The organism is Microbacterium kyungheense (assembly GCF_006783905.1).
Classification (GTDB): domain Bacteria; phylum Actinomycetota; class Actinomycetes; order Actinomycetales; family Microbacteriaceae; genus Microbacterium; species Microbacterium kyungheense.
Genome location: NZ_VFPE01000001.1, coordinates 56,778 through 77,974 on the forward strand (window position 1 = coordinate 56,778; position 21,197 = coordinate 77,974).

The 21,197-nt window shown below is 70.3% G+C and carries 26 protein-coding genes; 9 read left to right on the plus strand and 17 right to left on the minus strand.

What is annotated here, in order from left to right; all coding sequences use genetic code 11:
* Nucleotides 1-34: 34 nt before the first annotated feature.
* The 4 genes from FB391_RS00285 to FB391_RS00300 all read right to left on the minus strand — a co-directional run bounded on the left by FB391_RS00285 (nt 35) and on the right by FB391_RS00300 (nt 4,265).
* The gene (locus FB391_RS00285; protein WP_141892318.1) at nt 35-1,021 is read right to left on the minus strand and encodes a LacI family DNA-binding transcriptional regulator; all 987 of its coding nucleotides are present in this window, start codon (nt 1,019-1,021) and stop codon (nt 35-37) included.
* 55 nt (nt 1,022-1,076) lie between these two features.
* Nucleotides 1,077-2,657: a hypothetical protein gene (locus FB391_RS00290; protein WP_141892319.1), complete on the minus strand. Its 1,581-nt coding sequence runs from the start codon at nt 2,655-2,657 to the stop codon at nt 1,077-1,079.
* A complete protein-coding gene (locus FB391_RS00295; RefSeq protein ID WP_141892320.1) occupies nt 2,639-3,409 on the minus strand; it encodes an ABC transporter ATP-binding protein in 771 nt (256 codons plus the stop codon). Before FB391_RS00295 ends, FB391_RS00290 begins: the two co-directional genes overlap by 19 nt.
* A 70-nt stretch (nt 3,410-3,479) precedes the next feature.
* On the minus strand, nt 3,480-4,265 hold the full coding sequence (locus tag FB391_RS00300; protein ID WP_141892321.1) for an SDR family oxidoreductase: 786 nt from the start codon (nt 4,263-4,265) through the stop codon (nt 3,480-3,482).
* 200 nt (nt 4,266-4,465) lie between these two features.
* Here FB391_RS00300 and FB391_RS00305 point away from each other — a divergent pair, with 200 nt between their 5' ends.
* Nucleotides 4,466-4,888 (plus strand): GNAT family N-acetyltransferase, encoded by a 423-nt coding sequence (locus tag FB391_RS00305; protein WP_185842864.1) that lies wholly within the window; start codon nt 4,466-4,468, stop codon nt 4,886-4,888.
* On the opposite strand, the gene FB391_RS00310 is transcribed toward FB391_RS00305, so the two are convergent.
* Complete coding sequence (locus FB391_RS00310; protein WP_141892323.1) at nt 4,848-7,631, minus strand: helix-turn-helix transcriptional regulator; 2,784 nt, start codon at nt 7,629-7,631, stop codon at nt 4,848-4,850. The genes FB391_RS00305 and FB391_RS00310 overlap by 41 nt on opposite strands.
* Nucleotides 7,632-7,725: 94 nt before the next feature.
* Entirely contained in the window at nt 7,726-8,493 is a 768-nt protein-coding gene (locus tag FB391_RS00315) for an alpha/beta fold hydrolase (RefSeq protein ID WP_141892324.1), read from the minus strand.
* Between the two features lie 228 nt (nt 8,494-8,721).
* On the opposite strand from FB391_RS00315, the gene FB391_RS00320 reads away from it, so the two are divergent.
* Together FB391_RS00320 and FB391_RS00325 are read left to right on the plus strand one after the other, a co-directional pair.
* The gene (locus FB391_RS00320; protein WP_141892325.1) at nt 8,722-9,459 is read left to right on the plus strand and encodes a sigma factor; all 738 of its coding nucleotides are present in this window, start codon (nt 8,722-8,724) and stop codon (nt 9,457-9,459) included.
* A 120-nt stretch (nt 9,460-9,579) separates the two neighbouring features.
* Nucleotides 9,580-9,807, plus strand: coding sequence for an RNA-binding S4 domain-containing protein (locus FB391_RS00325; protein ID WP_141892326.1), 228 nt, complete (start codon nt 9,580-9,582; stop codon nt 9,805-9,807).
* A 57-nt stretch (nt 9,808-9,864) separates the two neighbouring features.
* Here the strand turns inward: FB391_RS00325 and FB391_RS00330 are convergent, their stop codons facing one another.
* The 3 genes from FB391_RS00330 to FB391_RS00340 form a co-directional block, all read right to left on the minus strand.
* On the minus strand, nt 9,865-10,254 hold the full coding sequence (locus FB391_RS00330) for a DUF2510 domain-containing protein (RefSeq protein ID WP_141892327.1): 390 nt from the start codon (nt 10,252-10,254) through the stop codon (nt 9,865-9,867).
* Nucleotides 10,255-10,343: 89 nt separating this feature from the next.
* Nucleotides 10,344-10,703: an MmcQ/YjbR family DNA-binding protein gene (locus tag FB391_RS00335; protein WP_141892328.1), complete on the minus strand. Its 360-nt coding sequence runs from the start codon at nt 10,701-10,703 to the stop codon at nt 10,344-10,346.
* Complete coding sequence (locus FB391_RS00340; protein WP_141892329.1) at nt 10,690-11,286, minus strand: GNAT family N-acetyltransferase; 597 nt, start codon at nt 11,284-11,286, stop codon at nt 10,690-10,692. The genes FB391_RS00335 and FB391_RS00340 overlap by 14 nt, the downstream gene beginning before the upstream one ends.
* Nucleotides 11,287-11,469: 183 nt before the next feature.
* Here FB391_RS00340 and FB391_RS00345 point away from each other — a divergent pair, with 183 nt between their 5' ends.
* The gene (locus FB391_RS00345; RefSeq protein ID WP_141892330.1) at nt 11,470-12,702 is read left to right on the plus strand and encodes a Fic family protein; all 1,233 of its coding nucleotides are present in this window, start codon (nt 11,470-11,472) and stop codon (nt 12,700-12,702) included.
* 48 nt (nt 12,703-12,750) lie between these two features.
* Here FB391_RS00345 and FB391_RS00350 read toward each other — a convergent pair whose 3' ends face one another.
* Entirely contained in the window at nt 12,751-14,454 is a 1,704-nt protein-coding gene (locus FB391_RS00350; RefSeq protein WP_141892331.1) for a VWA domain-containing protein, read from the minus strand.
* A gap of 265 nt (nt 14,455-14,719) precedes the next feature.
* On the opposite strand from FB391_RS00350, the gene FB391_RS00355 reads away from it, so the two are divergent.
* The gene (locus FB391_RS00355) at nt 14,720-15,637 is read left to right on the plus strand and encodes an NADP-dependent oxidoreductase (RefSeq protein WP_141892332.1); all 918 of its coding nucleotides are present in this window, start codon (nt 14,720-14,722) and stop codon (nt 15,635-15,637) included.
* 5 nt (nt 15,638-15,642) lie between these two features.
* On the opposite strand, the gene FB391_RS00360 is transcribed toward FB391_RS00355, so the two are convergent.
* From FB391_RS00360 to FB391_RS00370, 3 genes are all read right to left on the minus strand, one after another.
* A complete protein-coding gene (locus FB391_RS00360; protein ID WP_141892333.1) occupies nt 15,643-16,032 on the minus strand; it encodes a DUF1801 domain-containing protein in 390 nt (129 codons plus the stop codon).
* Nucleotides 16,033-16,089: 57 nt separating this feature from the next.
* The gene (locus tag FB391_RS00365; protein WP_141892334.1) at nt 16,090-16,377 is read right to left on the minus strand and encodes a hypothetical protein; all 288 of its coding nucleotides are present in this window, start codon (nt 16,375-16,377) and stop codon (nt 16,090-16,092) included.
* A gap of 68 nt (nt 16,378-16,445) precedes the next feature.
* Nucleotides 16,446-16,721: a MerR family transcriptional regulator gene (locus FB391_RS00370; RefSeq protein WP_141892335.1), complete on the minus strand. Its 276-nt coding sequence runs from the start codon at nt 16,719-16,721 to the stop codon at nt 16,446-16,448.
* 141 nt (nt 16,722-16,862) lie between these two features.
* Here FB391_RS00370 and FB391_RS00375 point away from each other — a divergent pair, with 141 nt between their 5' ends.
* The 4 genes from FB391_RS00375 to FB391_RS00385 all read left to right on the plus strand — a co-directional run bounded on the left by FB391_RS00375 (nt 16,863) and on the right by FB391_RS00385 (nt 18,607).
* On the plus strand, nt 16,863-17,291 hold the full coding sequence (locus tag FB391_RS00375; protein ID WP_141892336.1) for an Hsp20/alpha crystallin family protein: 429 nt from the start codon (nt 16,863-16,865) through the stop codon (nt 17,289-17,291).
* A gap of 15 nt (nt 17,292-17,306) precedes the next feature.
* Nucleotides 17,307-17,567: a hypothetical protein gene (locus FB391_RS00380; protein ID WP_141892337.1), complete on the plus strand. Its 261-nt coding sequence runs from the start codon at nt 17,307-17,309 to the stop codon at nt 17,565-17,567.
* A 69-nt stretch (nt 17,568-17,636) separates the two neighbouring features.
* A complete protein-coding gene (locus FB391_RS19550) occupies nt 17,637-17,804 on the plus strand; it encodes a hypothetical protein (protein WP_185842865.1) in 168 nt (55 codons plus the stop codon).
* Between the two features lie 131 nt (nt 17,805-17,935).
* Nucleotides 17,936-18,607: a VOC family protein gene (locus FB391_RS00385; protein WP_141892338.1), complete on the plus strand. Its 672-nt coding sequence runs from the start codon at nt 17,936-17,938 to the stop codon at nt 18,605-18,607.
* 17 nt (nt 18,608-18,624) lie between these two features.
* On the opposite strand, the gene FB391_RS00390 is transcribed toward FB391_RS00385, so the two are convergent.
* The 4 genes from FB391_RS00390 to FB391_RS00405 all read right to left on the minus strand — a co-directional run bounded on the left by FB391_RS00390 (nt 18,625) and on the right by FB391_RS00405 (nt 21,166).
* Nucleotides 18,625-19,149 carry a DUF1269 domain-containing protein gene (locus tag FB391_RS00390; RefSeq protein WP_185842866.1) on the minus strand — a complete coding sequence of 175 codons (525 nt, stop codon included), beginning with the start codon at nt 19,147-19,149 and terminating at the stop codon, nt 18,625-18,627.
* 374 nt (nt 19,150-19,523) lie between these two features.
* Nucleotides 19,524-20,348 carry an MBL fold metallo-hydrolase gene (locus FB391_RS00395; protein ID WP_141892340.1) on the minus strand — a complete coding sequence of 275 codons (825 nt, stop codon included), beginning with the start codon at nt 20,346-20,348 and terminating at the stop codon, nt 19,524-19,526.
* Between the two features lie 3 nt (nt 20,349-20,351).
* Nucleotides 20,352-20,831, minus strand: coding sequence for an SRPBCC domain-containing protein (locus tag FB391_RS00400; protein ID WP_141892341.1), 480 nt, complete (start codon nt 20,829-20,831; stop codon nt 20,352-20,354).
* Nucleotides 20,828-21,166, minus strand: coding sequence for an ArsR/SmtB family transcription factor (locus FB391_RS00405; protein WP_141892342.1), 339 nt, complete (start codon nt 21,164-21,166; stop codon nt 20,828-20,830). Before FB391_RS00405 ends, FB391_RS00400 begins: the two co-directional genes overlap by 4 nt.
* Between the last annotated feature and the right edge of the window lie 31 nt (nt 21,167-21,197).

Here is a 21,197-nt window from a genome sequence, read left to right on the forward strand (position 1 = left end):
AGCGCGCGCAAGCTGCGGCTGTGAGCCCGACCCGTCAGGTGGTCTCGCGGGCGACGATCTCGGTGGTCGCCCGCGGCCGGTCCGCCGGCACCGCCGTGCCCGCCGCCGCCGTGAGGGCCATCTGTGCGAAGTAGCGACCCAGGCCCGCGATGTCGACCCGCACCGAACTGAGGGAGGGGACGAGAAGCGCGGCCAGCGGAGTGTCGTCGTGCCCGACGATGGCGAGACCGTCCGGCACCGCGACGCCTGCTCGAAGTGCGGCGCGAAGCAGCAGCGCGGCGACATCGTCGTTGTAGGCGATGACGCCGTCGACGCCCACCGCGATGAGCTCGCGAAGGCGGTCGGCGGCGGTCGCGGCATCCACTTCGACGACGTCGACGAGCTCGGCGTCCGGCGTGCGGTCGACCTCGGCGCGCGCGGTCGCCAGGCGAAGGTCGCGCAGGTCGGCCAGACGGACGTCGGGCGATGCCGCGTACGCGAGGCGGGCGCGGCCTCGCTCGACGAGGTGGCGCACCTGGAGCGCGGGGCCGTCGCTCAGCTCATCGAGGACGGTGCCATCCTCTCGAGCCGTGTCGGGCACGATGTGCTCGACGCCCGCTGCACGGAATCGGGCGATCTGGGCGCGGCTGAAGGGCGTGAGACCCATCACGACGTCGGGGTTGAGCGTCTCCCACAGGGGCTGCGCCTTGCCGCCGCTGTGAGGGGTCATTGTGACGAGCGAATACCCCGCCTCGTCGAGCGCGAGAGAGGCCTCGTCGAGGTTCGTGCGCAGATTGTGGTCGAGCGGCCAGTCGGGCATGACCAGCAGGACGATCCGGGTCCGGCCGCTCGCCAGCGCTCGTGCGGCCGTGTTGGCGCGGTAGCCGAGCCGCTTCGCCTCGGCGATCACGCGTTCCCGCGTGGCATCCGAGATCTTCTGACCGGGGGTGTCGTTGAGCACGAAGCCGACCGTCGCGCGAGAGATCCCCAGCGACCGGGCGACGTCGGCCGCGGTGACCCGCTTGGCGGCGGTGGTGGGCATCGGATGCCTCCTCTCCAGCTTGCACGCGCTAGCGACGTTACCGCAGCGGGGCGGCTCAGATCGGGAACGCCTTGATGCGCAGCAGCAGCCCCGGTCCTGACCGGTCGAGGATGCGGCCGCCGACGATGACGCCCGCCACGATGACGCCCGCTCCGACGACGATTCCGACCACGAGGGCGAGCGCGCCGAGAGGAGCGGACCCCGTCACCAGCGAGACGATCGCGAGGACGATCGCCGGTGCGCTGAGCAGGAGGCAGGCTCCCATCACCACGAACACCAGCATCCCGCTCGCGAACGTCTGGCCGGGCACCGTCTTGAAGGGGCTGTCGCCCGCGCGGGGGACCGGCACGACGAGGAGCGCCGACGAGACTGCAGACACGCCGTAGCCGACGAGGACGAGCCCGAGCGCGCCGCCGAGCACCGCGGGCAGGTGACCCCACGTGCCGGTGATCGCGGCGACGACCACCGCGATGGCGATGACCGCCGGAACACCCACCGAACCCGCTCCCAGCACGCGGCCCCAGCGATCGGCGCGACCGGTGGTGCCCGACGAGAGGACGGAGGCGAACGCCGTGCCGTCGTACGAGACGTCGGCGTAGCTCGCTATCGCCAGGATGAGCGCAACGAACACCGCGGACGCGCCGAACATCACGCCGTCGACTCCCGTGGTGAACGCGAACAGGGCGGGGAAGAGCGGGATGAAGATGAGCTGACGCAGGTAGCGCGGATCGCGCAGCCAGCTGTTGAGCGACCGCGCCCACGTGGCGCCCACTCCACCGGTCGGCATCACGCCGAACAGTCCGAGCGCGCCGGACTTGACCGTCCGCGTCGTCGGGCGCGGGCGCGTGCCGGCAGCGGCGTGCAGTGCCCGCGCCCACACGAGCCACAGAGCCGCCAGCGTGCCGACCGCGATCGCCAGCTTGCACAGTGCGGGCAGCCACGCGCCCGCCGCCACGTCTCCGGGCACCGCCCACGCGGCTCCGATCGGCGTCCATCCGAGGATCGTGCCGGCCAGTCCCAGCCGGGCCATCAGGTCGTCCGCCGCGTCGACGAGTCCGAGGACGCCGGTCAGGATCGGCCCCGTCATGATCAGCAGGCCGATGACGACCGTGCCGAGGATCTCCTGCCCGCGGCGGCGACCCGAGAAGCCCGTCGTCACCGTGGTCACGAGCCGGCTGAAGAGGACGCACGTCAGCACGGCGACCACGACCATGGGCAGCGCGACGACGGCCGCCAGCGGCCAGCGCACCCAGAGGACGACCGACGCGAGGGCGGTGAGCGAGGTCGCGATGCCGGGGATGCCGGTCAGCCCGGTGCCCGCCAGCGCGAACATGAGCTGACGCTGCGAGAGCGGGAAGGGTGCCAAGCGGTCGGCATCCACCATCCCGTCCGACCCCGACACGATCAGCGGGCCGAGCGTCCAGCCGAGCAGCAGGGCAGAGCCGGCGACCACGGCGATCGCCCGGGTCGCCTCGAGACCCTGCAGGAAGCTGACGGCCACGAGGCCCACGACGACGAGGCCGACCAGCCACACGGCGGCCAGCATCCCGAAGACGAACCCCACCAGCTGCCACGGGCTGCGGGTGAGCGAGTTGCCGAGGAGGCGATACCGCAGCCTCAGGACTGTCGCAACCACTCCGGTCCTTCCGAGGTGTGGCGGCCGCCGACGAGGGTGAGGAACCTCGACTGGAGGGTCTCGCCCGCGCGGACGTCGTCGACGGTTCCCGCGGCGCGCACGCCGCCGTCGACGATGATCGCGACGTGGTCGCACATGCGCTGGACGAGGTCCATCGAGTGACTCGACACGATGACCGTGCCGCCGGTGGACGTGTAGCCGCGCAGGACGTCTTCGATGTTGGCGGCCGACACCGGGTCGACGGATTCGAAAGGCTCGTCCAGCACGAGCAGGCGGGGCGCGTTCACCAGGGCGCAGGCGAGCGCCACCTTCTTCGTCATGCCCGCCGAATAGTCGGCGACCATCGTCCCGGCGGCTTCGCGCAGGTCCATCAGGGCGAGCAGGTCGGCGACGCGCGGGGCGATCTCGGGGCGCGGGATGCCGAACATCATGGCCGTGTACGTGATGAGCTGCTCGCCGGTGAGCCGGTCGAACAGACGCACCCCGTCGGCGAGGTTGCCGATCATCCGCTTCGCCTCTACCGGATGCTGCCAGACATCGACGCCGTGGACCTGTGCCGTGCCGGCATCCGGACGCAGCAGGCCCGTCGCCATCGAGAGCGTCGTCGTCTTGCCGGCGCCGTTCGGACCCACGAGGCCGAAGAACGAGCCCGTCGGCACCTCCAGGTCCAGCCCGGCGACGGCGAGCTTGTCGCCGAACCGCTTCACGAGCCCCGACAACCTCAGGGCGGGCACCGTCGGAGTCTCATCCACGCTCACGACCCTAGCGAGTCCGGGCGCGGCGCCTTCGTCGGAGGAAGCACGTCGGGCTGGGCGGGCTCGCCTACCTTGCCAGCGCGGGTGCGGTGGAGCGGGCAGCGATCCATCGCTGCCCGGCGATCCATTCGGCGAATGTGGTCGACGAGAGCGTCGCATCCGCCGCCGGCGTCAGCTCATCGCCGGTGAGCACTGTTCCGAAGTAGGGCGCCTGCGGGTCGCCGATCACCGTGCGCGGGTCATCCTTCGCGGCGAACGCACGACGGACGAACTCGTCCTGTGGAATTCGCTCGGGGCCGCCGATCTCGCGCACCCCGCCCACAGGGGTGCTGCCTGCCGCTCGCGCGACGGCATGCGAGACGTCCGCGGCGGCCATCGGCTGCATGAGCCCCGTACTCAGCGTCGCGACCCCGTCGACCGTGGCCTCATCGCCGATCCGGATGGCGAACTCGAAGAACTGCGTCGCGCGGATGATCGTGAAAGCCTGGCCGGACTCCCGGATCAGCTGCTCCTGCGCGACCTTGGCGCGCAGATAGCCGGAGTCGGGCAGGCGCTCCGCCCCGACGATGGAGAGCGCGACATGGTGGGTGACGCCGGTGGTCTCTTCGGCATCCAGTTGGTTGCGGGTGGACGTGGTGAAGAACCGCAGCACGTCCTCGTCGGCGAACGACGGTGAATTCGAGACATCGACGACGACGTCAGCCCCGCCGAAGGCTGCAGCCAGCCCTTCGCCGGTGATCGTGTCGACCCCGGAGTCCGGCGACGCGGCCACCGCGAAATGACCGTGTCCGTTCATGAGCTGGACGACCCTGGATCCGATGAGGCCCGTGCCTCCGACGACCACGATGTTCATGTCTGCCCCTTCCGTCTGTGCGGGCATGTCGGTCGCCCGTCATCAGTCCCGACCGCGCGACGGGGGGTTTCGTGACACTTCCTGTCACATCGGTGCACCGTGTCCTGTCGTCTCTGGTGACGGGTTCCGTCACGGGTTCCGTCAGCGGCGGGTGGATCTGGTCCTCTCCCGCCGCACTGCACATGATCGAAGGAGACGATGTGAACGCACAGCCGAAGGATTTCACGGGAAGGGCGACGGAGTCCGACACCGCCGCACTGGTCGCGGAGGTCAGCGGGGAGAGCGTGCCGGAACTGGAGATCCCCTCCGCCGAGACCGACATCGAGATATCGGTCCGTCGGCGCGACAGCGAGGACCGGTACGCGGCCGTGCTCGGCGAATGGGAGGTCGGGACGATCAGCTACCGCGAGATCGGTGCCATCCACTACGAGCGTCGTGACGATGTCCTGGTGATCGATTGGACGTTCCTGGAGCCGGCGTTTCGCGGCCGGGGGATCGCCGCGGACTTCATCGCCGACGTGCTCGACGATCTGAGGGAGGACGGGGCGCGGGTTGCGGTGACCTGTCAGGTGGTGTCGGCGTTCATCGCCGCAAATCCGGAGTACGCCGACCTCGTGGCGTAGCCATGCGCGCCGGGATCTCGCGTCGGGAGCCCACGCCGAGCTTCGAGAAGACCTTGCGCAGGTGCCAGTCCACGGTGTGAGGGCTGAGGAACAGCCGCGAACCGATCTCGGCGTTCGTGAGCCCCGACCCGGCCAAGCGGGCGATCTGCTCCTCCTGATCGGTGAGCGTGGTCCTCGTGGGGTCCGTGCGCGGACGGGCGACGACTCCCGTCGCCTGCAGCTCCCTGCGCGCACGCTCCGCGAATCCGCTCAGGCCGAGTTCGTCGAGCATCCGGTAGGCAGTGCGCAGTTCGTCTCGGGCGTCTGCTCTCCGGTTCTCCCGCCGGAGCCACTCGCCGTACAGCAGGTGTGCCCGCCCCAGATCGGTGCCCGCCCGCGTTCGGGCGAGGTGATCGATCGCGCTCCGGTACGCCTCTTCCGCGACCGAGCCGGAGCTCACAAGCGCGTGGGAACGGGCCCCGACGCCGAGCGCCCACTCCGTGCCGGCCGCCCGCAGCACGCGCGAGAGGGTCTCGTTCGCCTTTGCTGCGACGTCCGTCCTGCCCGTCCTCGTCGCCGCCTCGATCAGCTCGACGAGCCCCCAGGGCAGCGAGGTGAAGGCTTCCGGGTGTTCGACCACGCGTCCGGCCGCTTCGAGGGCTTCGTCGTAGAGTGCCAGGCCGTTGCAGAGCAGTGCGCGGTACCACTCGGTGATGATCACGGCAGCACCCTGACCGCGCGCGGTCGCATCCGCCAGATTCTCGTCGATCAGTGCACGCGCTTCGTGCTCGTGGCCACTGAAGGCCGCGAGCCCCAGGGGCCCGAGGCGTGCTTGGGGGCTTCCGATCGCTTCGCAGACGGTCTTGGCCTCGTCGATGAGGGCGGAGGCGGCTGCCAGCTCACCGGCGAACAGATGGACGGTCGTGAGCGCGTCGATCGCGGGCGGCAGCTCGCTGAGCGCTCCGGCCTCGCGGACGACGACGACGTGCCGGGCCGTCGTGGCACGCCACCCGTCGAAGTCCCACAGTTCGGAGGCCAGCACCGACCCGAACAACAGCCAGCGAAGGCTGTCGGTGACCGGCAGACGGTCATCGTTCAGCTCTTCGAAGACGGCGGCCATGTGCGGAGCGCCCGCTGCGTAGCCCTCCGTGAGCCGGATCGACAGCGCGTCGAGCAGCCGGTCGGGAAGGGCCGGCACGTCGGGCCTCGGCGCTTCGCGTCCCGCTTCACCGGCTTCGCGGAGCCCGGGACCGCGTGCGAGGTGACTGGCGAACAACGCCGCCCCGATCGCATCCAGATACGTCTGCCGAGCGAGTGAGACGTCCACCTCTTGGAGCCGGTGCGCGGCCGAGAGCAGGAGGGGCGTCGCCTCATTGGCCCGGTTCTGCGCGAACGCGATCTGGGCATTGAGCAGGTCGATGCGAGCTCGCCCGAGATCGTCGGACGGCGCGACCTCCGCCATCGCCACCAGACCCGCGGCTTGATCGAATGCGCCGGAGAGCAGCTTCGCTTGGGCGGCGTCCAGTGCGCGCGAGGACCGTTGCGCGGGCTCGGGTGTCAGGGTCGCGGCGCGGTCGAGGAAGGCCGCCATCGCGGCCACGCCCCCGCGTTCGCCGGCCTTCTCGGCCGATCTCACCAACTCCGCAGCGATGTCTTCTTGCGGCCCGGCGGCGGCCTGGGCGCGGTGCCACGCGTGGCGGTCGGGATCCGAGTGCTGGTCGATGGACTCGGCGAGCGCTCGATGTGCGTCCAGGAGCTCGGCGTGCGACGCGGCGCGATACGTGGCCGAGCGGACGAGCGGATGCCGAAAATGAACCTGGGCGTCCAGCGAGAGCAGACCCTCGGCCTCGCCTCTCGCCAGCACATGGTCGGCGTCGATCCCGAGCCGCCGGGTCGCGCGCCGGAGCAGCCGGACATCGCCGAGCGGGTCGGATGCCGCGACCACGAGGATCTGCCGGGCGTCGTCCGGCAGCGCCTGTACGCGGCGGAGGAAATCGTCTTCGATCTGATTCGGCACGCGATGGGCTTCGATGCCGATGAACCCGCTCGCCAGTTCCGGCGGGGTCAACCCACGCGGCAGCTCCAGAAGGGCCAGCGGGTTGCCGGCGGCTTCGGTCAGGATCCGTTCGCGCACCAGTCGATCGATGCGTCCTGGTACGACGGTGCGCAGCAGGTCTCGGGACGCGCCATCGGGCAGACCCGTCACGTGCAGCTCCGGAAGCCCCGTCAGCATCGGGTGCTCGGATGGATCCCGCTCGGCGAAGACCAGGAGCACCGCCTCCGCCAGCAGCCGGCGCGCGACGAAGGCCAAGGTCAGGGCGGATGCTTCATCGAGCCACTGCACATCGTCGACCACGCAGAGCAGCGGCTGATCGGCAGCCGCGTCGGCGAGGAGGTTGAGCACCGCCAGCCCCACCATGAATCGATCGGGCGGGCCGCCGTCGCGCAGGCCGAATGCGCCGGCGAGGGCGTTCTTCTGCGGATCGGGCAGATCCTCGAGACCGGAGAGGAGGGGCGCACAGAGGAGGTGCAGCCCGGCGTACGACAGCTCCATCTCGGATTGCACCCCGGCGACCCGCAGGACGCGGCATCCGCTCGCTGTCGAGGTCATGTGGTCCAACAGGGCGGTCTTGCCGATCCCGGGTTCTCCGCGCACGACCAAGGCAGCGCTCGTTCCGGTCCTCGCGCCTGCCAACAGGTCGTCGAGGACCTGGCACTCCCGTTGTCGTCCGAGCAGTTCGACGCCTGAACCGCTGTGAGTCACGTGGCCTCCGGTCGGATGCTACACCCGCCGAAGCAGCGCCATCAGGGCGGCGTCGAGCCGGTCCGCCGGTCAGCGGCCGGCCCGGCGCCGTCGACTATGCCACGGTCACGTCGGCGCGGACGGCCTCTTCGATGACGTGGACCACGACCTTGGACTCGGACAGCAGCCCGAGGTGCCCCGCGTCGTATTCCGTCACGACCGAGCCGGCACGGTCGGCCATGGCGCGCTGCGCCGCCGGCGGGATGATCTGATCCTTCACCCCGAGCACGTACCACGACGGGATCGACCTCCACGCGGGTTCGCCCGAGGGTTCCGTGAGCGCACCGAACGCCGCCGGTCGCTGCGTCGCGTAGACGAGCGCCTTGTCGTCGCGGCCGAGCCCTGCCGCGAAGGGACCGAAGACGGCGGATTCCTTCAGGTAGACGGCGCTGTCCGCGGTCGGCGGCAAGGCCGGCGGCACCAGGTCGAACACCGTCGTCGGGTCGGGCACGGCCAGGGCCGAGTCCGGTCCGGCGAGCTGGAACGCCGATTCGCCCTCGGCCGGGACGAAGGCGTTGACGTAGACGAGCGCGACGACGTTGTTGAGGCCGGTCGCCGCGTTCGTGATCACCGCGCCGCCGTACGAGTGCGCGACGAGCGCGACAGGACCGGGGACGGCCTCGACGAACGCCCGCACGACGGCGGCGTCGCCCGCGAGCGACCGCAGCTCATTCGGAATGGCCCGCACCACGAAACCGTCGTGCTCGAGGCGCGGGATGACCTCGGACCAGCTGGATGCGTCGGCCCACGACCCGTGGACCAGAACGACGGTGGGCTTGCCGCCGTTCTGGGCGGTCGACGCGGTGAGTGGCGTGTCGGTCATGGCTTGCTCCTTGCGTTGAGGTACCTGCTTCACCTGGACGACCGGACCGCCGGACCAGGCGTGACATGTTCCGCAGATTCGACGTCGCGATGGGGCCGTCGCCGCCGACTTCTCCGCGGTGACCACGTGGTCGACTACGCGGTCACGTGGTGCGAGCGGGAGTCCGATGAGCCGAGAGTGAGGTCGTCGCCCTCACACGACAGCGGCAGCCCGGCAGGAGGAACCGTCATGGCTTCACTCGATATCGCCATCCGCGCGGGCGACGACACGGACCAGAGCGGCGGGGGCGCTCGGCCGGCCAGAAGCGAGCTGGCACGTGCGCTCGACACCTTCCTCGAAGAACGCCCCTCGCTGATGCGCATCGCCCTTCGCATCACGCGTGATGCGCCACGGGCCGAGGATTGCGTGCAAGAGGCATGGCTCCGCTGGCAGCTGACGGACCGCGACGCCATCGTGAACCCGTCGGCGTTCCTCGCGACCACCGTGACCCATCTTGCGATCAACGCCATCCAGAGCGCGCCCCACCGTCACGAGATCACCTCGGAGTGGCTGCACGACGAGCCCGCGCTCCACGGTGCGGACCCGTCGCGGCCTGTCGAAGAACGTGCGGCCGTGACCGAGATACTCGCTGTGCTCATGGCGCGACTGTCGGCGGCCCAGCTCGCGGCGTACCTGCTGCGCAAGTGCTTCGACTACCCCTATGCCGAGATCGCACGTCTGCTGCGGACGACCTCCCCCAACGCCCGGCAGCTCATCCGGCGGGCGCAGGCCCGGGCGACCTCGGGTCGCGAACGCCCCGTAGCCCCCGCATCCCACCGTCTGCTGGTCGACGCCTTCCTCGCAGCCGCGAGGGTGGGGGATCTGAACGGCCTTGAACGGGTCCTCTTGATACAGGGACATGCCCGCGCGGTGCCGGCGCGAGCACGTCTCCCGAGACCGAGCTGCCGCACGACGCAGTTCGCCTGAGGCCCTCCTTGCCCGCTCAGGACGCCTCTGGGCGGGCAAGGAGCTTCGTTCGGCGATGGCGGCCGCAGACGACGCCGGTCCAGCCGGCCCGGCGCAGTGGGCTCGGCTAGCATTTCGACCATGACGAGCCCGGCACCGATCGACGACGTCTCCATCGGGGGCGAGGTCATCCGCCTCGGCCAGTTCCTGAAGTTCGCGGGGCTGTTCGACTCGGGCGGCGACGTCAAGGAGGCCGTCATCGACGGCTACGTGACGGTGAACGGCGAGGTCGACCGCCGCCGCGGACGGCAGCTCCACCCGGGAGACGTCGTCGGCTTCGACGGCCGACGCGTCCGCGTCCTCGCCTGATCACCCGACCGGCCTATCCGCCGGTGAAGGCCACCGTGCCGATCCTGGGCGCCCGGGTCATGCCAGGCGCTCGAAGACCATGGTCGCCTGGATCCGGTCGCCGCCGCCGAAGCCGCCGCTCCCCGACGAGGTGGTGCTGATCGTGTGCAGCCGGTACCCGAGCGAGGCCTGCTTGTTGATGACCTTCTCCAGCTCGGTGAGGTTTCCCGACCCGGTGCCGAAGAACTTCTCCTTGAGCACGACCTGCAGGACGACGTAGCTCATCCCGGTGGGCGCAGGCCGCGGCTGCGCGCCCGCGACGGCGTCCGCCTGAGCACGGCTGATCATGCCGTCCAGCCCCGGCGCCTTGGGCGGCGGCGGCTGGATCGACTCGGTCCAGTTCTGCCCGTCCCACCACCGCATGGTTCCCGAACCGTCGTCGTACCAGCCCGCCTGCGTGTCCGTCACCGAATCCTCGTCTCTGGGCGGAACTTCGGCGATCCGCCCTCCCAGACGCCAACGGTAGTGGTCGCCGAGGCGGTGCGCCGCCGCGGGGGTCAGCCCGGCCCCTCCGGGTGGGCGAGGTCGTAGGCGCGCGAGACCTTGACGGGCACGACCATCCGCCACGCGTCGACGACGAGTTCGCGCGCCTCGGCGGGCTCCAGCGCCGACAGCTGCGCACGGACCCAGTGGAATCGCATGTCGCTCGGAGCGGGAAGGCTGAACTTCTCGGGCTGACCGCCGACCAGCGCTTCGCGCTCCTCTCGGGGGAACGCGAACTCCATCACCGTCTCGTCGTGCGAGAACGCGACGTAGACGATCTGCTTGACGCGGAACTTCAGACGTCCGTACACGTGGACCGGGTAGGAGCGCTCCAGCTCCGAGCCCAGCGCGAGGACGTCCTCAATCGTCGCCACGGGCGGGAACCGTCTTGCGCACGACGGTCTTGTTCTTGCCGATGTGCCGCTCGAACGTGAAGCCGGCCTTCTCGAACATGGCTCGCGTGCCGTTGTGCAGGAACGACGATGACGTCTTCTTGTCGGTCGGCACCTCATTCGGGAACGACACCACCTCGCCGCCGCCCGCCTGCGCGATGAGGTCCAGGGCGCCGTCCAGTGCCTCTCGCGCCACGCCGGAGCGCCGGTGGTCGCGGTCGACGAAGAAGCACGTGATCCGCCACGGCGCCGGATGGGCCTCACCGGCGTCGTACTCCTTGCGGTGGTAGATGCCCGGCAGCTCGTCCGGGCTGCCGTACTCGCACCACGCAATGGCGTGGTCGCCCTCGAAGACGAGCGCCGCGTGCGCGACGCCCTCCTCGACCAGCCGCTGCTTGAACGTCGCCCGGTCGTACTCGCTCTTGACGGTCTGCGCGGTGTCGCCGTGGAAGTACGAGCAGTAGCATCCACCCCACACCCCGTTGTGCTTCTGCGCGAGCGCCAGCCATGCCGGGAAGGTCTCGGGCGTCAGCGGCTTGATCACGTGTGTCGTCGACACGTCCACGGCAGCCTCCTCGCGTCGGTGGTGCCATTGTCCGACGGAGGGCCGACATCGCGCGAGAGCGGTGTCGGACAGGGGGTCGAGGCTTTCATATCCTGACCAGCCATCTCTCCCGGCCCGCGAGCAGTGGCGCCGCTACTCGTGTTTAACGTGTTTAAACACGAGTAAAGTGTGAGACACTCAGGCATGGACACGACTGCGAGGAGCGCGGCCGCCGACCCGTGGCCGGCGCATGGTGTGGAGACGCTTCCGTGGCGCCAACGCGTGCGCGGCGGCACGCGGGCAGACCGGACCATCTCGTCGGTCGATGCGACGATTCCGCCGCTGATCGCGGGACTCGACTTCATGCCGTCGGTGCAGTCGGTGGTCGACTCAGAACTGGCCCTGTTGGCCGTCGCGCAGGCCGACACGGACGCCGAGGGCCACTCCGCCGCCCTGAGCCGCTTCATGATACGGACGGAGTCCGTGGCCTCGTCCAAGATCGAGCGCATCACCGCGGGAGCCATCGACTACGCCAAAGCTCTAGGGGGAAACCGTTCGAACAGTTCGGCGACGAGCATGGTGGCCGCCAGCACGGCCCTCCACAGTCTCGTGACCGGCGTGGGTGAGCGCGGGCAGTTCGAGCTCGACGACCTGCTGGTCGCGCACCGCGCGTTGATGAAGGACGATCCGAGCGAGTCCGACTACGCGGGACGCCTGCGCGATGTGCAGAACTGGATCGGCGGCAGCGACTACTCGCCGCGCGATGCCCTCTACGTCCCACCCGCTCCCGAACGCGTGCCCGCGCTCATGCGCGACATGATCGACTATCTCAATCGCGACGACGTCCCCGTGCTCGTGCAGGCTGCGATCGCCCACGCGCAGTTCGAATCCATCCATGCGTTCACGGACGGCAACGGTCGCATCGGCCGCGCGCTGGTGTCTGCCGTTTTCCGGCGCCGCGGCGTGACCCGGAACGCCGTCGTGCCCCTCGCCAGCGGACTCCTGGCTCGGCGGAACGAGTACTTCGCCGCGCTGGGCAGTTATCGCCTCGGCGATCCGGCGCCGCTGATCGACCTGTTCGCCCGATCCGCTCGCATCGCGGCGACGGCGTCCCGCGAGTCCATCGCGCGTCTCACAGCGTTGCCCGCGGAATGGGCGGCCGAGCTACGGCCCCGCGCAGGGTCGGCGGTCGCATCGCTCATCCCAGCGTTCTACGACCATCCCGTGATGTCAGCCGCCGAGATCGAGGAGCGCTCGGGGTCGTCCGAGCAGCAGGCGTACAAGGCGATCGCGAAGCTTGTCGAGGCGGGCTTCATCCAAGAGGTGACTGGACGCAAACGGGACCGCGTCTGGGTGGCGTCGGAGCTGCTCGCCGAACTCGAGGATCTGGACCGGCGCATTCAGGCCGCGATGACGGCTGAGCGCAACGTGGTGTGACGGTGGACGAGTGGATGCCGGCGGCCGCGGCATCCACTCCTCCGAGGATCAGCCGCAGCTGGGTCGGCAGCCGCGCTGGGTCACGGCGTCGATCAGCACCGTGCCGATGTCGGTCGGCTGGAGCGCCTGGTACGCGGCGCCGTCGGTGGCGGCGGCGATCTGCTCCAGAGCCGACTGGTCGGTGTCGGGACCGTAGCCGATCGCGATGACGGCGACGGGCTTCGACGGGTCGCGCAGCTTCTCGAGCTCGGCGAGCAGGCCGGGCAGGTCGAGCCCGTCGTCGTCCTCGTTGACGCCGTCGGTGTTGAGCAGCACCAGGTTGATCTTGCCGGGCTCGTACGTCTGCCGCATGTAGGTCACGGCGGCGAGCACGCTGTCGTACAGGCCGGTCCCGCCCCCGACGAGGCTGTCGAGGTTGTTCGCCGTGTCGATGGTGAGCTGCTTGTGCGCGGGGTCGCCGAGTGAGCCGAAGGGCACGATCTCTTGCCAGTCCTGGCCGCCGATGCGCCGGCTCGAGAAGACCCAGGTGGCCAGCGACGACTCCGTCGACAGTGAGTTGACGGCGCGGACCGCCGCCTGCTCGAACAGGTCGATGCGTCGCATGTCGGCCGTCGCCGGCTGCAGCATCGATCCCGAGACGTCGTTGAGCGACAGCATGCGCGACGGTGCCGTGATGACCTGCCAGGTCCGCAGCGCCTCGGCCTGGTTGGCGCTGTCGGCTGCCGCCGGCGCGGCGATGGTGGTCTCGGCGTCGCCGGTCGCCGTCGCGGGCGGGTTGCCCTCGGCGTTGCGCAGTCCGTACTCGGCGAGCACGTCGCCCGCCTCGGCCATGGCGGCCGAGAGCGACTCGACGGCCGCCGTCGTCGTGTCATCGGCGCTGGCGAGCGTCACGAGAGGCACGCCCACCGAGGGCTTCACGTCGGCGGGGAAGACGGCCACGAGCGGCGTGCTGGCGGCCTCGTCGTACATCTGCACCGCCTGCTCGGTGGTCACTGCGATCGTCGGCGTGGTCGCCGCCGACACCGCGTCGAGCGCGGCAGTCGCGGTCGGGACGACGCCGGGGTCGAGGCCGAGTGCGAGCGCCGTGAACGTGCGCGCGTCGCCGTTCAGGGCGGTCTGCAGCGCGAGCAGAGCGGACGAGCTGGCCGCGACCGCAGACGGGTCGGGCAGGACGACGGCGACCGTGCGCTGCGTCAGGCTCGAGAAGCCGGCGCCGCTGCTGCCGACCGCGGCGGAAGTGGGCTCGGTCGCGGCGAAGACGACGGGCGTGCTGGCGACGGGGTCGCTGACCACGAGTTCCGCCGCCTCGACGCCGGTGCGCTCGGCCTGACCGGTCGCGCGTGCGGGCCACATCGCCGAATCCGGCACCCAGATGTCAAAGTCGGGCTCTGCTCCGGTCGACAGCGCCGTCGCCGTGACGGCGCTGTCTTCGGTGTGGATCGTGAGGTCGGCGCAGTCCGAGCCCATGCCGGCGGCCACCGCCTCGAGGGCTTCGGCGACCGCAGGGTCGGCAGTGATGCGCAGATCGGCCGGCACGCACGAGCCGGTCGCCGCGGGCTGCTGCTGCTCGGACTGGGGGTCATCACCTGCGCCGCGGGCGAAGACGACGCCCACCACGACGACGATCGCGACGACGAGAAGGACGACGACGCCGAGCAGGATCAGCGCGCGCCTGCGCTGCTTCGCGGCGCGTGTGGCCGCACGCGTCGGGGCGTTGTCGCCTGCGGGCGTGTTCGGCTGCACTCGAACCACTTGCACTCCGATGGACGGCGGGTCGGGGCCCGCTGTGGGATACGACAGCGTATCTTGCACACGGCATCGTACGTTGGGGGGATACTCCGCGCGAGTATAGGCGACGTCCGCGCAGACCCGAAACGGGGCGCAGTTTCGCGAGCGACCTGGGAGAAGTGGATGCCGGCGGCCGCGGCATCCCCTCGCCGGGGTTCTGCGCCGCCGGGGGCTTCACGTGCCCCGCCGTTCGCACCATATTGGAGAAGGCGAATTCACGGAGGTACGGATGAAGGCGATCGTCGCGACGGATCCCTCGGCGGCTGCGGCCGGGATCACCCTGGCCGATGTTCCGGAACCGGCGGCGGCGATCAACGACGTCGTCGTCGAGGTCCACGCGTCGGGTTTCGTGCCCGCGGAATGGGACTGGCCGTCGACCTGGGTCGACCGCGCGGGCCAGGAACGGCGACGGCCCGTCATCGGGCACGAGTTCGCCGGCGTGGTGAGCGCGCTCGGCTACGGCACCACCGGGCTCTCGCTCGGCCAGCGGGTCTTCGGCATCGCCGACTGGCATCGCGACGGCACGCTGGCCGAATACGTGGCGGTCGAGGCGCGCAACCTGGCGCCGCTGCCCGGCGACGTCGACTTCACCGTCGGGGCGAGTCTGCCGATCTCGGGTCTGACGGCCTGGCAGGGGCTGGTGCAGCACGGCCGTCTGCAGGCGGGACAGGCGGTGCTCGTGCACGGCGCGGCCGGAGCGGTCGGGTCGGTCGTGACGCAGCTGGCGCGGGAGCTCGGCGCCTATGTCATCGGCACCGGGAGGGCTTCCGGACGCCAGGCCGCCCTCGACTTCGGTGCGAACGAGTTCGTCGATCTCGAGAAAGAGAGCCTCGACGACGTCGGAGGCGTCGACCTCGTGTTCGACGTCATCGGCGGCGGCATCCAGGAGCAGTCGGCGCGGATCATCCGGCCCGGGGGGACCCTCGTGTCGATCGTCGGCCCGGTCGAGGCCCGACCGGTCGACGGGCGCGCGGTGGACTTCGTGGTCGAGTCGGTTCCGGCTCACCTGACCGAGATCGTGCAGCGGGTGCGTGACGGGCGACTTCGCCCGCACGTGGGCACGGTCGCGCCCCTCGACGACGCCGTCGCGGTGCTCGACCCGGCGGTGCGACGGTCGGGCAAGACCGTGATCCGCGTGCGCGACTGAGCGGCTCAGCCGGCCTGGACGTTCAGCTCCGCCGCCTCTTCGACGAGTGCCGCGATCGCCCGCGCATCGACGCTGCTCGTCTCGGAGAAGTCGATGGCGCGCACGACCTTGCTGTCCAGTCGGGTGTTGAAGAGTGCGTCGTCCGTCAGGCGGGCGCCCTTCGAGAACGTGAGCCTCACCGCGCTCTTGAGCACATCGATGAAGCAGACGTCGCCCTCGTGCGTCCAGAACGCCACGCCCTCGGGCTTGGAGGGCTTCTTGTACTTGACCACCTCGACGGCGGCCGGATCGCCGGCTCTGATCGCCGCGCGGAGCGCGACGTACACGTCGTGCTTCCAGCCGCTCTGCTGCGCGATGATGTCATCGATCTGCTCGGAGTCCGGCTTGTCGCTCATGGGCGCATACTCGCGGACGGTCCGCACGAAATCAACCGCTGATGCCGTCGGCGCCGTTCAACGCGCCAGGCGTGCGGGCGGCGCCACGTGGGGGATGGGAACCGGCTTGCGCGACGGCACGCGCGAGGGATGACCGGCCACTCGGATGACGTCGTCGAGCACCCGTCGGGGTGAGGAGTAGGTCACCGGCAGTGCGAGATGGCGCAGCCAGACGGCCTCGTATTCGGCGGACCCGATCTCGCGGATGCACACGACCGTGCGGTGCGGGTCGTGAGGCTCGCAGCACGCGTCGACGATGATCCACTCGACGGGCGTCAGCTGCTGCAGGACGAACCGTTCGTTCATGGTGTGCCCTCTCCGCCGTCGGTGTCGCTGTCGTGGCGGCGTTCGGTGCGTTCGAGGTTCACTGGTGCTCATTCCTGGGCGCGCAGCCGGCTGTTCTCGTCCTGCAGGGGGATGACCATGGCGATGCCTGCGAGGTTCAGCCCCGCTTCGAGCAGATCGCCGATCCGGCGCAGCATCACGACATCGTTCGTGCTGTAGCGCCGCGTGCCGCCGGTCGAGCGATCGGGCAGCAGCAGTCCGCGTGCCTCGTAGGCGCGCAGGTTCTGGACTCCCGTACCCGCCAGCTCGGCTGCGACCGAGATGCCGTAGACGCCCCGGTCGGGATCGTGCTCAATACCGGCCATGGCCTCGTCTCCGTCAAGAACATCCAGCTGGTCTCTTGCATCAGCATGCCACGAGTGGTACAAAAAATCTATGGCGACCGATGTAGATAACTGATCGGAGTCGCCACAGCATCAACTCAACAAGAAGACGGAGGTGGAACGATGTTGATGCGCACTGATCCGTTTCGCGAACTGGACCGACTCGCGCAGCAGATGCTCGGTTCGGACGGGACGCTGGCACGACCGGCGGTGATGCCGCTCGATGCGTGGAGGGATGAGGACACCTTCCACGTCGAGTTCGACCTGCCGGGGGTCGATCCGGAGTCGATCGATCTCGATGTCGAACGGAACGTGGTCACCGTCCGCGCGGAGCGCCCGCATCGGGCGAGCGACGCCGAGCTGATCGCCGCCGAACGCCCCCGCGGCATCTTCAGCCGTCAGCTGGTGCTCGGGGACAACCTCGACACCGAGCACATCAGCGCGAGCTATGACGCGGGCGTCCTGGCGCTGCGGATCCCGGTTGCCGAGCAGGCGAAACCGCGCAGGATCCCGGTCGCGGGCAGTCGGACGCAGCAGGCGATCGACGCCTGACCGCGAGGAGCCGACATGCCTGCGCGTGGCACCGGCCGGAGCGTCGACGAGGAGTTCTTCGAGATCGTCTACGGCGACGAGGAGCTTCTCGCGGAGGAGTTCGACGCGATCATCGCGGCGAACTGGCCCGCGGCGCCGGCCGGACCGACGAGTGGTGCCTCGCGTCCGGTACGCGGAAGGTCGCCGTCGGGCGGTCGCGTCGTGCGTCGTCGAGGCGACCTGAGCGACTCCGGACGAGCGGGGGCGCGGGAGCGCTCACCGCCTCGCGAGCCGTGAGTGCGGCATCCGTCGTCTCCCGTGCCGTCCTCACCTACGCTGTGAGCAACACGGAACGAAGGAGCCGCGGTGTCCGCTCACGACCCACATCCCACCCCGGATCACGTCCCGGATGCCGGTGAGCCGAGTATCCCGGAACTGGAGGAGGACGAGAACATCGCGCCCCGTCCGGAGGAGGAGATCGCCGACGTGCTGCGGGCGAAGCCCGACGTCGAAGACCACAGCCGGCATCCCTGACGAGCCGTCGCCCGCCGGGGATGCCGGCTGGTCGGCGCGGGGCGCGCCGCCGGGCGGATAAAAGCGGTCTCAGACAGCGCGATGAGACCTCCGAGTACCGTGGGCCGAGACGACCGATGAAGGAGGCGCTCATGGACGAGTCGACGAGCGGACCGGGCCGGCTCACGCCGGCCGGTTTCCATCGAGCGCCGGGTGTCTCGGACTGGCGCGTCACGGGGACGGGTCCGCAAGCGGTCTTCACCGCGACCTCACTATCGCACGCGGCGGAGCTCGTCCGCCCGGTCGCCCTCGCGGCGGATCGCTGCGGTGTGCTGCCCGACATCGACGTCCGCCCGGAGGGCGTGGTGGTCCGCATCCCGATCCGCGACCCGGAGGGCATCCCCGAGGGGGCCGCGGCGTTCGCCGCCGCCGTCTCCGAGGCAGCCGCCGAGCTGCGGCTCATCGCTGCGCCGTCGCGCGTGCAGTCGATCGGCATCTACGTCGCGCAGCACTCCGGTGCCGACGCGCGGCCGTTCTTCAGAGCCGCCCTGGGCTACGAGGATCTCGGCGACACCGACGCCGTCGATCCGTTGCGATGCGGTCCGCCGCTCGCCTTCAATCCGATCTCGGGCGACGTGCCGGCGCGCGGCCGCACGCACTTCGACGTCTTCGTTCCCGCTGACCAGGCGAGGGCGCGAGTGGATGCCGCACTCGCCGCCGGCGGCAGACTCGCCGACGACTCGCACGCACCCGCCTGGTGGTCGCTGGCGTCGCCCGACAACCACGGCGTCGACATCGCGTCGTGGACCGACACCTCCGACTGAACGTCAGCGGTCTCGCGTCAGGAGTTGATCTGCTCCACGACGTCGTCGGCCGACTGCTCGAGAGCCTTGCGCAGCTTCTCGTAGTCGTCGGAATCGATCGCCTTGCTGATCCGCTTCTCGGAGCGCGTGAGCGCCTTCTCGACCTTATCGGCCCACTTGTCGTCGACGACCGCGACGACGGCGGAGGTTCCGGGGGCGAGGTACTCGTCCACGTCGACGCCGAACTTCTTCTCGTCGTTGCTCTTCTTGATCTTGCCGAGCACCGCACCGATGCCGGCGCCGATCGCCGTGGCGGCCAGGAGCGGCGGTGCGAAGAGCCCGACGACCACACCGGCACCGGCGCCCCACGCGGCACCGTGGCCGACCGACTTGTCACCGTGCTCGTGCACCTGCACCTTGCCGTCCTTGCCGCGGACGAGCACCACGGCTCCGACGACCTCGTATCCACCGGAGTCCTGGCCGCTGCGGAGGTCGTCGTAATCCTCCGCCGCCGACGTCACGTCGTCGTACGAGCCGACCACCAGTACAAGGTTCTTTCCCATCGACAGCTCCTTCGGTCGCGTCCGAAGCCCTCGGCCCAGCGCCCCCTGCTCGGCTTGCGGACGGTGCTGTGATCGTAGCGCCGGTGACGCCGCCGTGGGCAGGTGATCAAGAGGCATTTCGCTGAGTGTTCCGGAGCCGCTCAGTTCGCGACCGACACCGAGGTGCGGATCGACTCGCGATCTACCTCGGCGTCCTCACCGAACGGCTCGGCGGGTTCGACCTGGTGCCGGAGGCCACCGACGATCCGCGTACCGACTTCGCCACGGTGGGCGCGCGGCTGATGACCTTCTACGCCGCCTCGCGACCTGAGGGTTCGGCCCGGGCGGCCGGGCTTAGCGGGGGTGGCGGTCGAAGCCGGGCCGGCGTGGGGCCGTCAGTCGCTGACCTCGCGTCGGCGGCTCAGCGCCGCGACCTGCCCGGCGTGGACATCGGCGACCCACTCCCACCCCGCACGCGCGTCGGGACCGATCCGGGCGTCGTCGGGCGAGCGACCGTCGCGCAGCGCCTCCACGTACGCGCGGTCGTGAGCGACGCGCGCCGGGACGGCGCCGGGCCCGCCGACCGAGCCGTGGCCGGGGACGAGGACGGCGGCGTCCGCCGCCGCCTCCTCCAGCAGGCCGAGGGCCGTGAGGTGGTCGGCGAAAGGATCTGCCGTGCCGTCGAAGTCGAGCATCGGCACGAGCACGTCCGACAGCATGTCGCCGGCGACGAGGACGGACCGGTCCTCGATCCACAGGGCCGCATGGCCCGGTGCGTGGGCCGCGTGCTCGATGATCCGCACGCGGGGGCCGTCCCACGGCACCTCGGCCGCGCCCTCGGGCAGTCCGCTCACCAGGCCGAAGAGCTCCATCGGGACGTCGTCCTCGATGCCGGTGCCGTCGAGGTGCGCGATGATCTCGGCCTTCGCCTCGGGTGCCAGCTGTGTACGCGCCGATGCGGCGCAGCCTGCCGTGCCGTACCGCGGGACGTCGCCGAACCGGGCGTCCCACAGCAGGTGGTCCCAGTGCGGATGCGTAGAGAAGGCCGCGACGACGCGGAGCCCGAGGTCGTCGAGGTCCGATGCGATGGACGAGAGCTCAGCGCGCGTGATCCCGGGGTCGATGAGCAGTGCGCCATCGCGACCTCGCACGATCACGCTGTTGCTCTGCACGAACTCGGCCTCGTGCACGAACACGCCGTCGGCGACTTCGGTCAGCACGGCTCAGCCCTCCCGCAGCAGGTCGTCGAGGGCGCGGTAGCCGGTCTCCATGCCCTCGGTCATGCCGTCGTCGAGCATCGACCGCAGGTTGTCGAGCGAGGGGAACACGCTCCGCCCCACGATGCGCGAACGCCCGCCGGGCAGATCCTCGAAGCGCATGATGTCGAGGCTCACCTGGTCGGGCGCGCCCTCCCATTCGAAGGTCTGGATGATGAGCTCGCCCGGACGCGCGGTGTGGATCGCCCCGCGGAAGGCGTACTCGCCCAGGCGGCCGGGCTCGCGCTGCACGAAGCGGTACGCGCCGCCCGAGCGGTGGTCCCACGCGGTGACGGCGGTCTCGTAGGTGGTCGGGCCGACCCAGCGGACGTACACGTCGGGATCGGCGTGCGCGGTGTAGACCGCCGCCGCCGGCGCCTCGAACTCGCGCACGAAGTCGACGATGGGCTGACCGGGCAGGGTCTCGACGAAGAGGCCGGTGCTCATGATTCCTTCTCCTCGGTGATGGATGCCGCCAGCACGACGTCGAGCCGGCGGTAGGCCGCCTCACCCTGGAGCCGGTAGCGGTCGATCCAGGCGGTGAGGCGCTCCAGTGCGGCGGGGTCGAGGTGGACGGGACGGCGCTGCGCGTCGCGCGAGCGCGTGACGAGGCCCGCCGCCTCGAGCACGGCGATGTGCCGCGACACCGCCTGTTTGGTGATGGCGAACGGCTCGGCCAGCTCGTTGACGGTGGCCGAGCCGGTGCTGAGGCGCGCGATGATCGCCCGCCGCACCGGGTCGGCCAGCGCCAGGAACGCCTGGTCGAGAGGATCGTCCGACATTGAACAACCTTTGCATTTATCAACGGAGATG

Bases quoted from the DNA above. Each gene is read 5' to 3' on its own strand.
- FB391_RS00285 (WP_141892318.1), bottom strand. From the start codon at position 1,021: ATGCCCACCACCGCCGCCAAGCGGGTCACCGCGGCCGACGTCGCCCGG.
- FB391_RS00300 (WP_141892321.1), bottom strand. From the start codon at position 4,265: ATGAACATCGTGGTCGTCGGAGGCACGGGCCTCATCGGATCCAGGGTC.
- FB391_RS00315 (WP_141892324.1), bottom strand. From the start codon at position 8,493: ATGACCGACACGCCACTCACCGCGTCGACCGCCCAGAACGGCGGCAAG.
- FB391_RS00320 (WP_141892325.1), top strand. From the start codon at position 8,722: ATGGCTTCACTCGATATCGCCATCCGCGCGGGCGACGACACGGACCAG.
- FB391_RS00325 (WP_141892326.1), top strand. From the start codon at position 9,580: ATGACGAGCCCGGCACCGATCGACGACGTCTCCATCGGGGGCGAGGTC.
- FB391_RS00345 (WP_141892330.1), top strand. From the start codon at position 11,470: ATGGACACGACTGCGAGGAGCGCGGCCGCCGACCCGTGGCCGGCGCAT.
- FB391_RS00355 (WP_141892332.1), top strand. From the start codon at position 14,720: ATGAAGGCGATCGTCGCGACGGATCCCTCGGCGGCTGCGGCCGGGATC.
- FB391_RS00360 (WP_141892333.1), bottom strand. From the start codon at position 16,032: ATGAGCGACAAGCCGGACTCCGAGCAGATCGATGACATCATCGCGCAG.
- FB391_RS00365 (WP_141892334.1), bottom strand. From the start codon at position 16,377: ATGAACGAACGGTTCGTCCTGCAGCAGCTGACGCCCGTCGAGTGGATC.
- FB391_RS00370 (WP_141892335.1), bottom strand. From the start codon at position 16,721: ATGGCCGGTATTGAGCACGATCCCGACCGGGGCGTCTACGGCATCTCG.
- FB391_RS00375 (WP_141892336.1), top strand. From the start codon at position 16,863: ATGTTGATGCGCACTGATCCGTTTCGCGAACTGGACCGACTCGCGCAG.
- FB391_RS00380 (WP_141892337.1), top strand. From the start codon at position 17,307: ATGCCTGCGCGTGGCACCGGCCGGAGCGTCGACGAGGAGTTCTTCGAG.
- FB391_RS00385 (WP_141892338.1), top strand. From the start codon at position 17,936: ATGGACGAGTCGACGAGCGGACCGGGCCGGCTCACGCCGGCCGGTTTC.
- FB391_RS00390 (WP_185842866.1), bottom strand. From the start codon at position 19,149: ATGGGAAAGAACCTTGTACTGGTGGTCGGCTCGTACGACGACGTGACG.
- FB391_RS00400 (WP_141892341.1), bottom strand. From the start codon at position 20,831: ATGAGCACCGGCCTCTTCGTCGAGACCCTGCCCGGTCAGCCCATCGTC.
- FB391_RS00405 (WP_141892342.1), bottom strand. From the start codon at position 21,166: ATGTCGGACGATCCTCTCGACCAGGCGTTCCTGGCGCTGGCCGACCCG.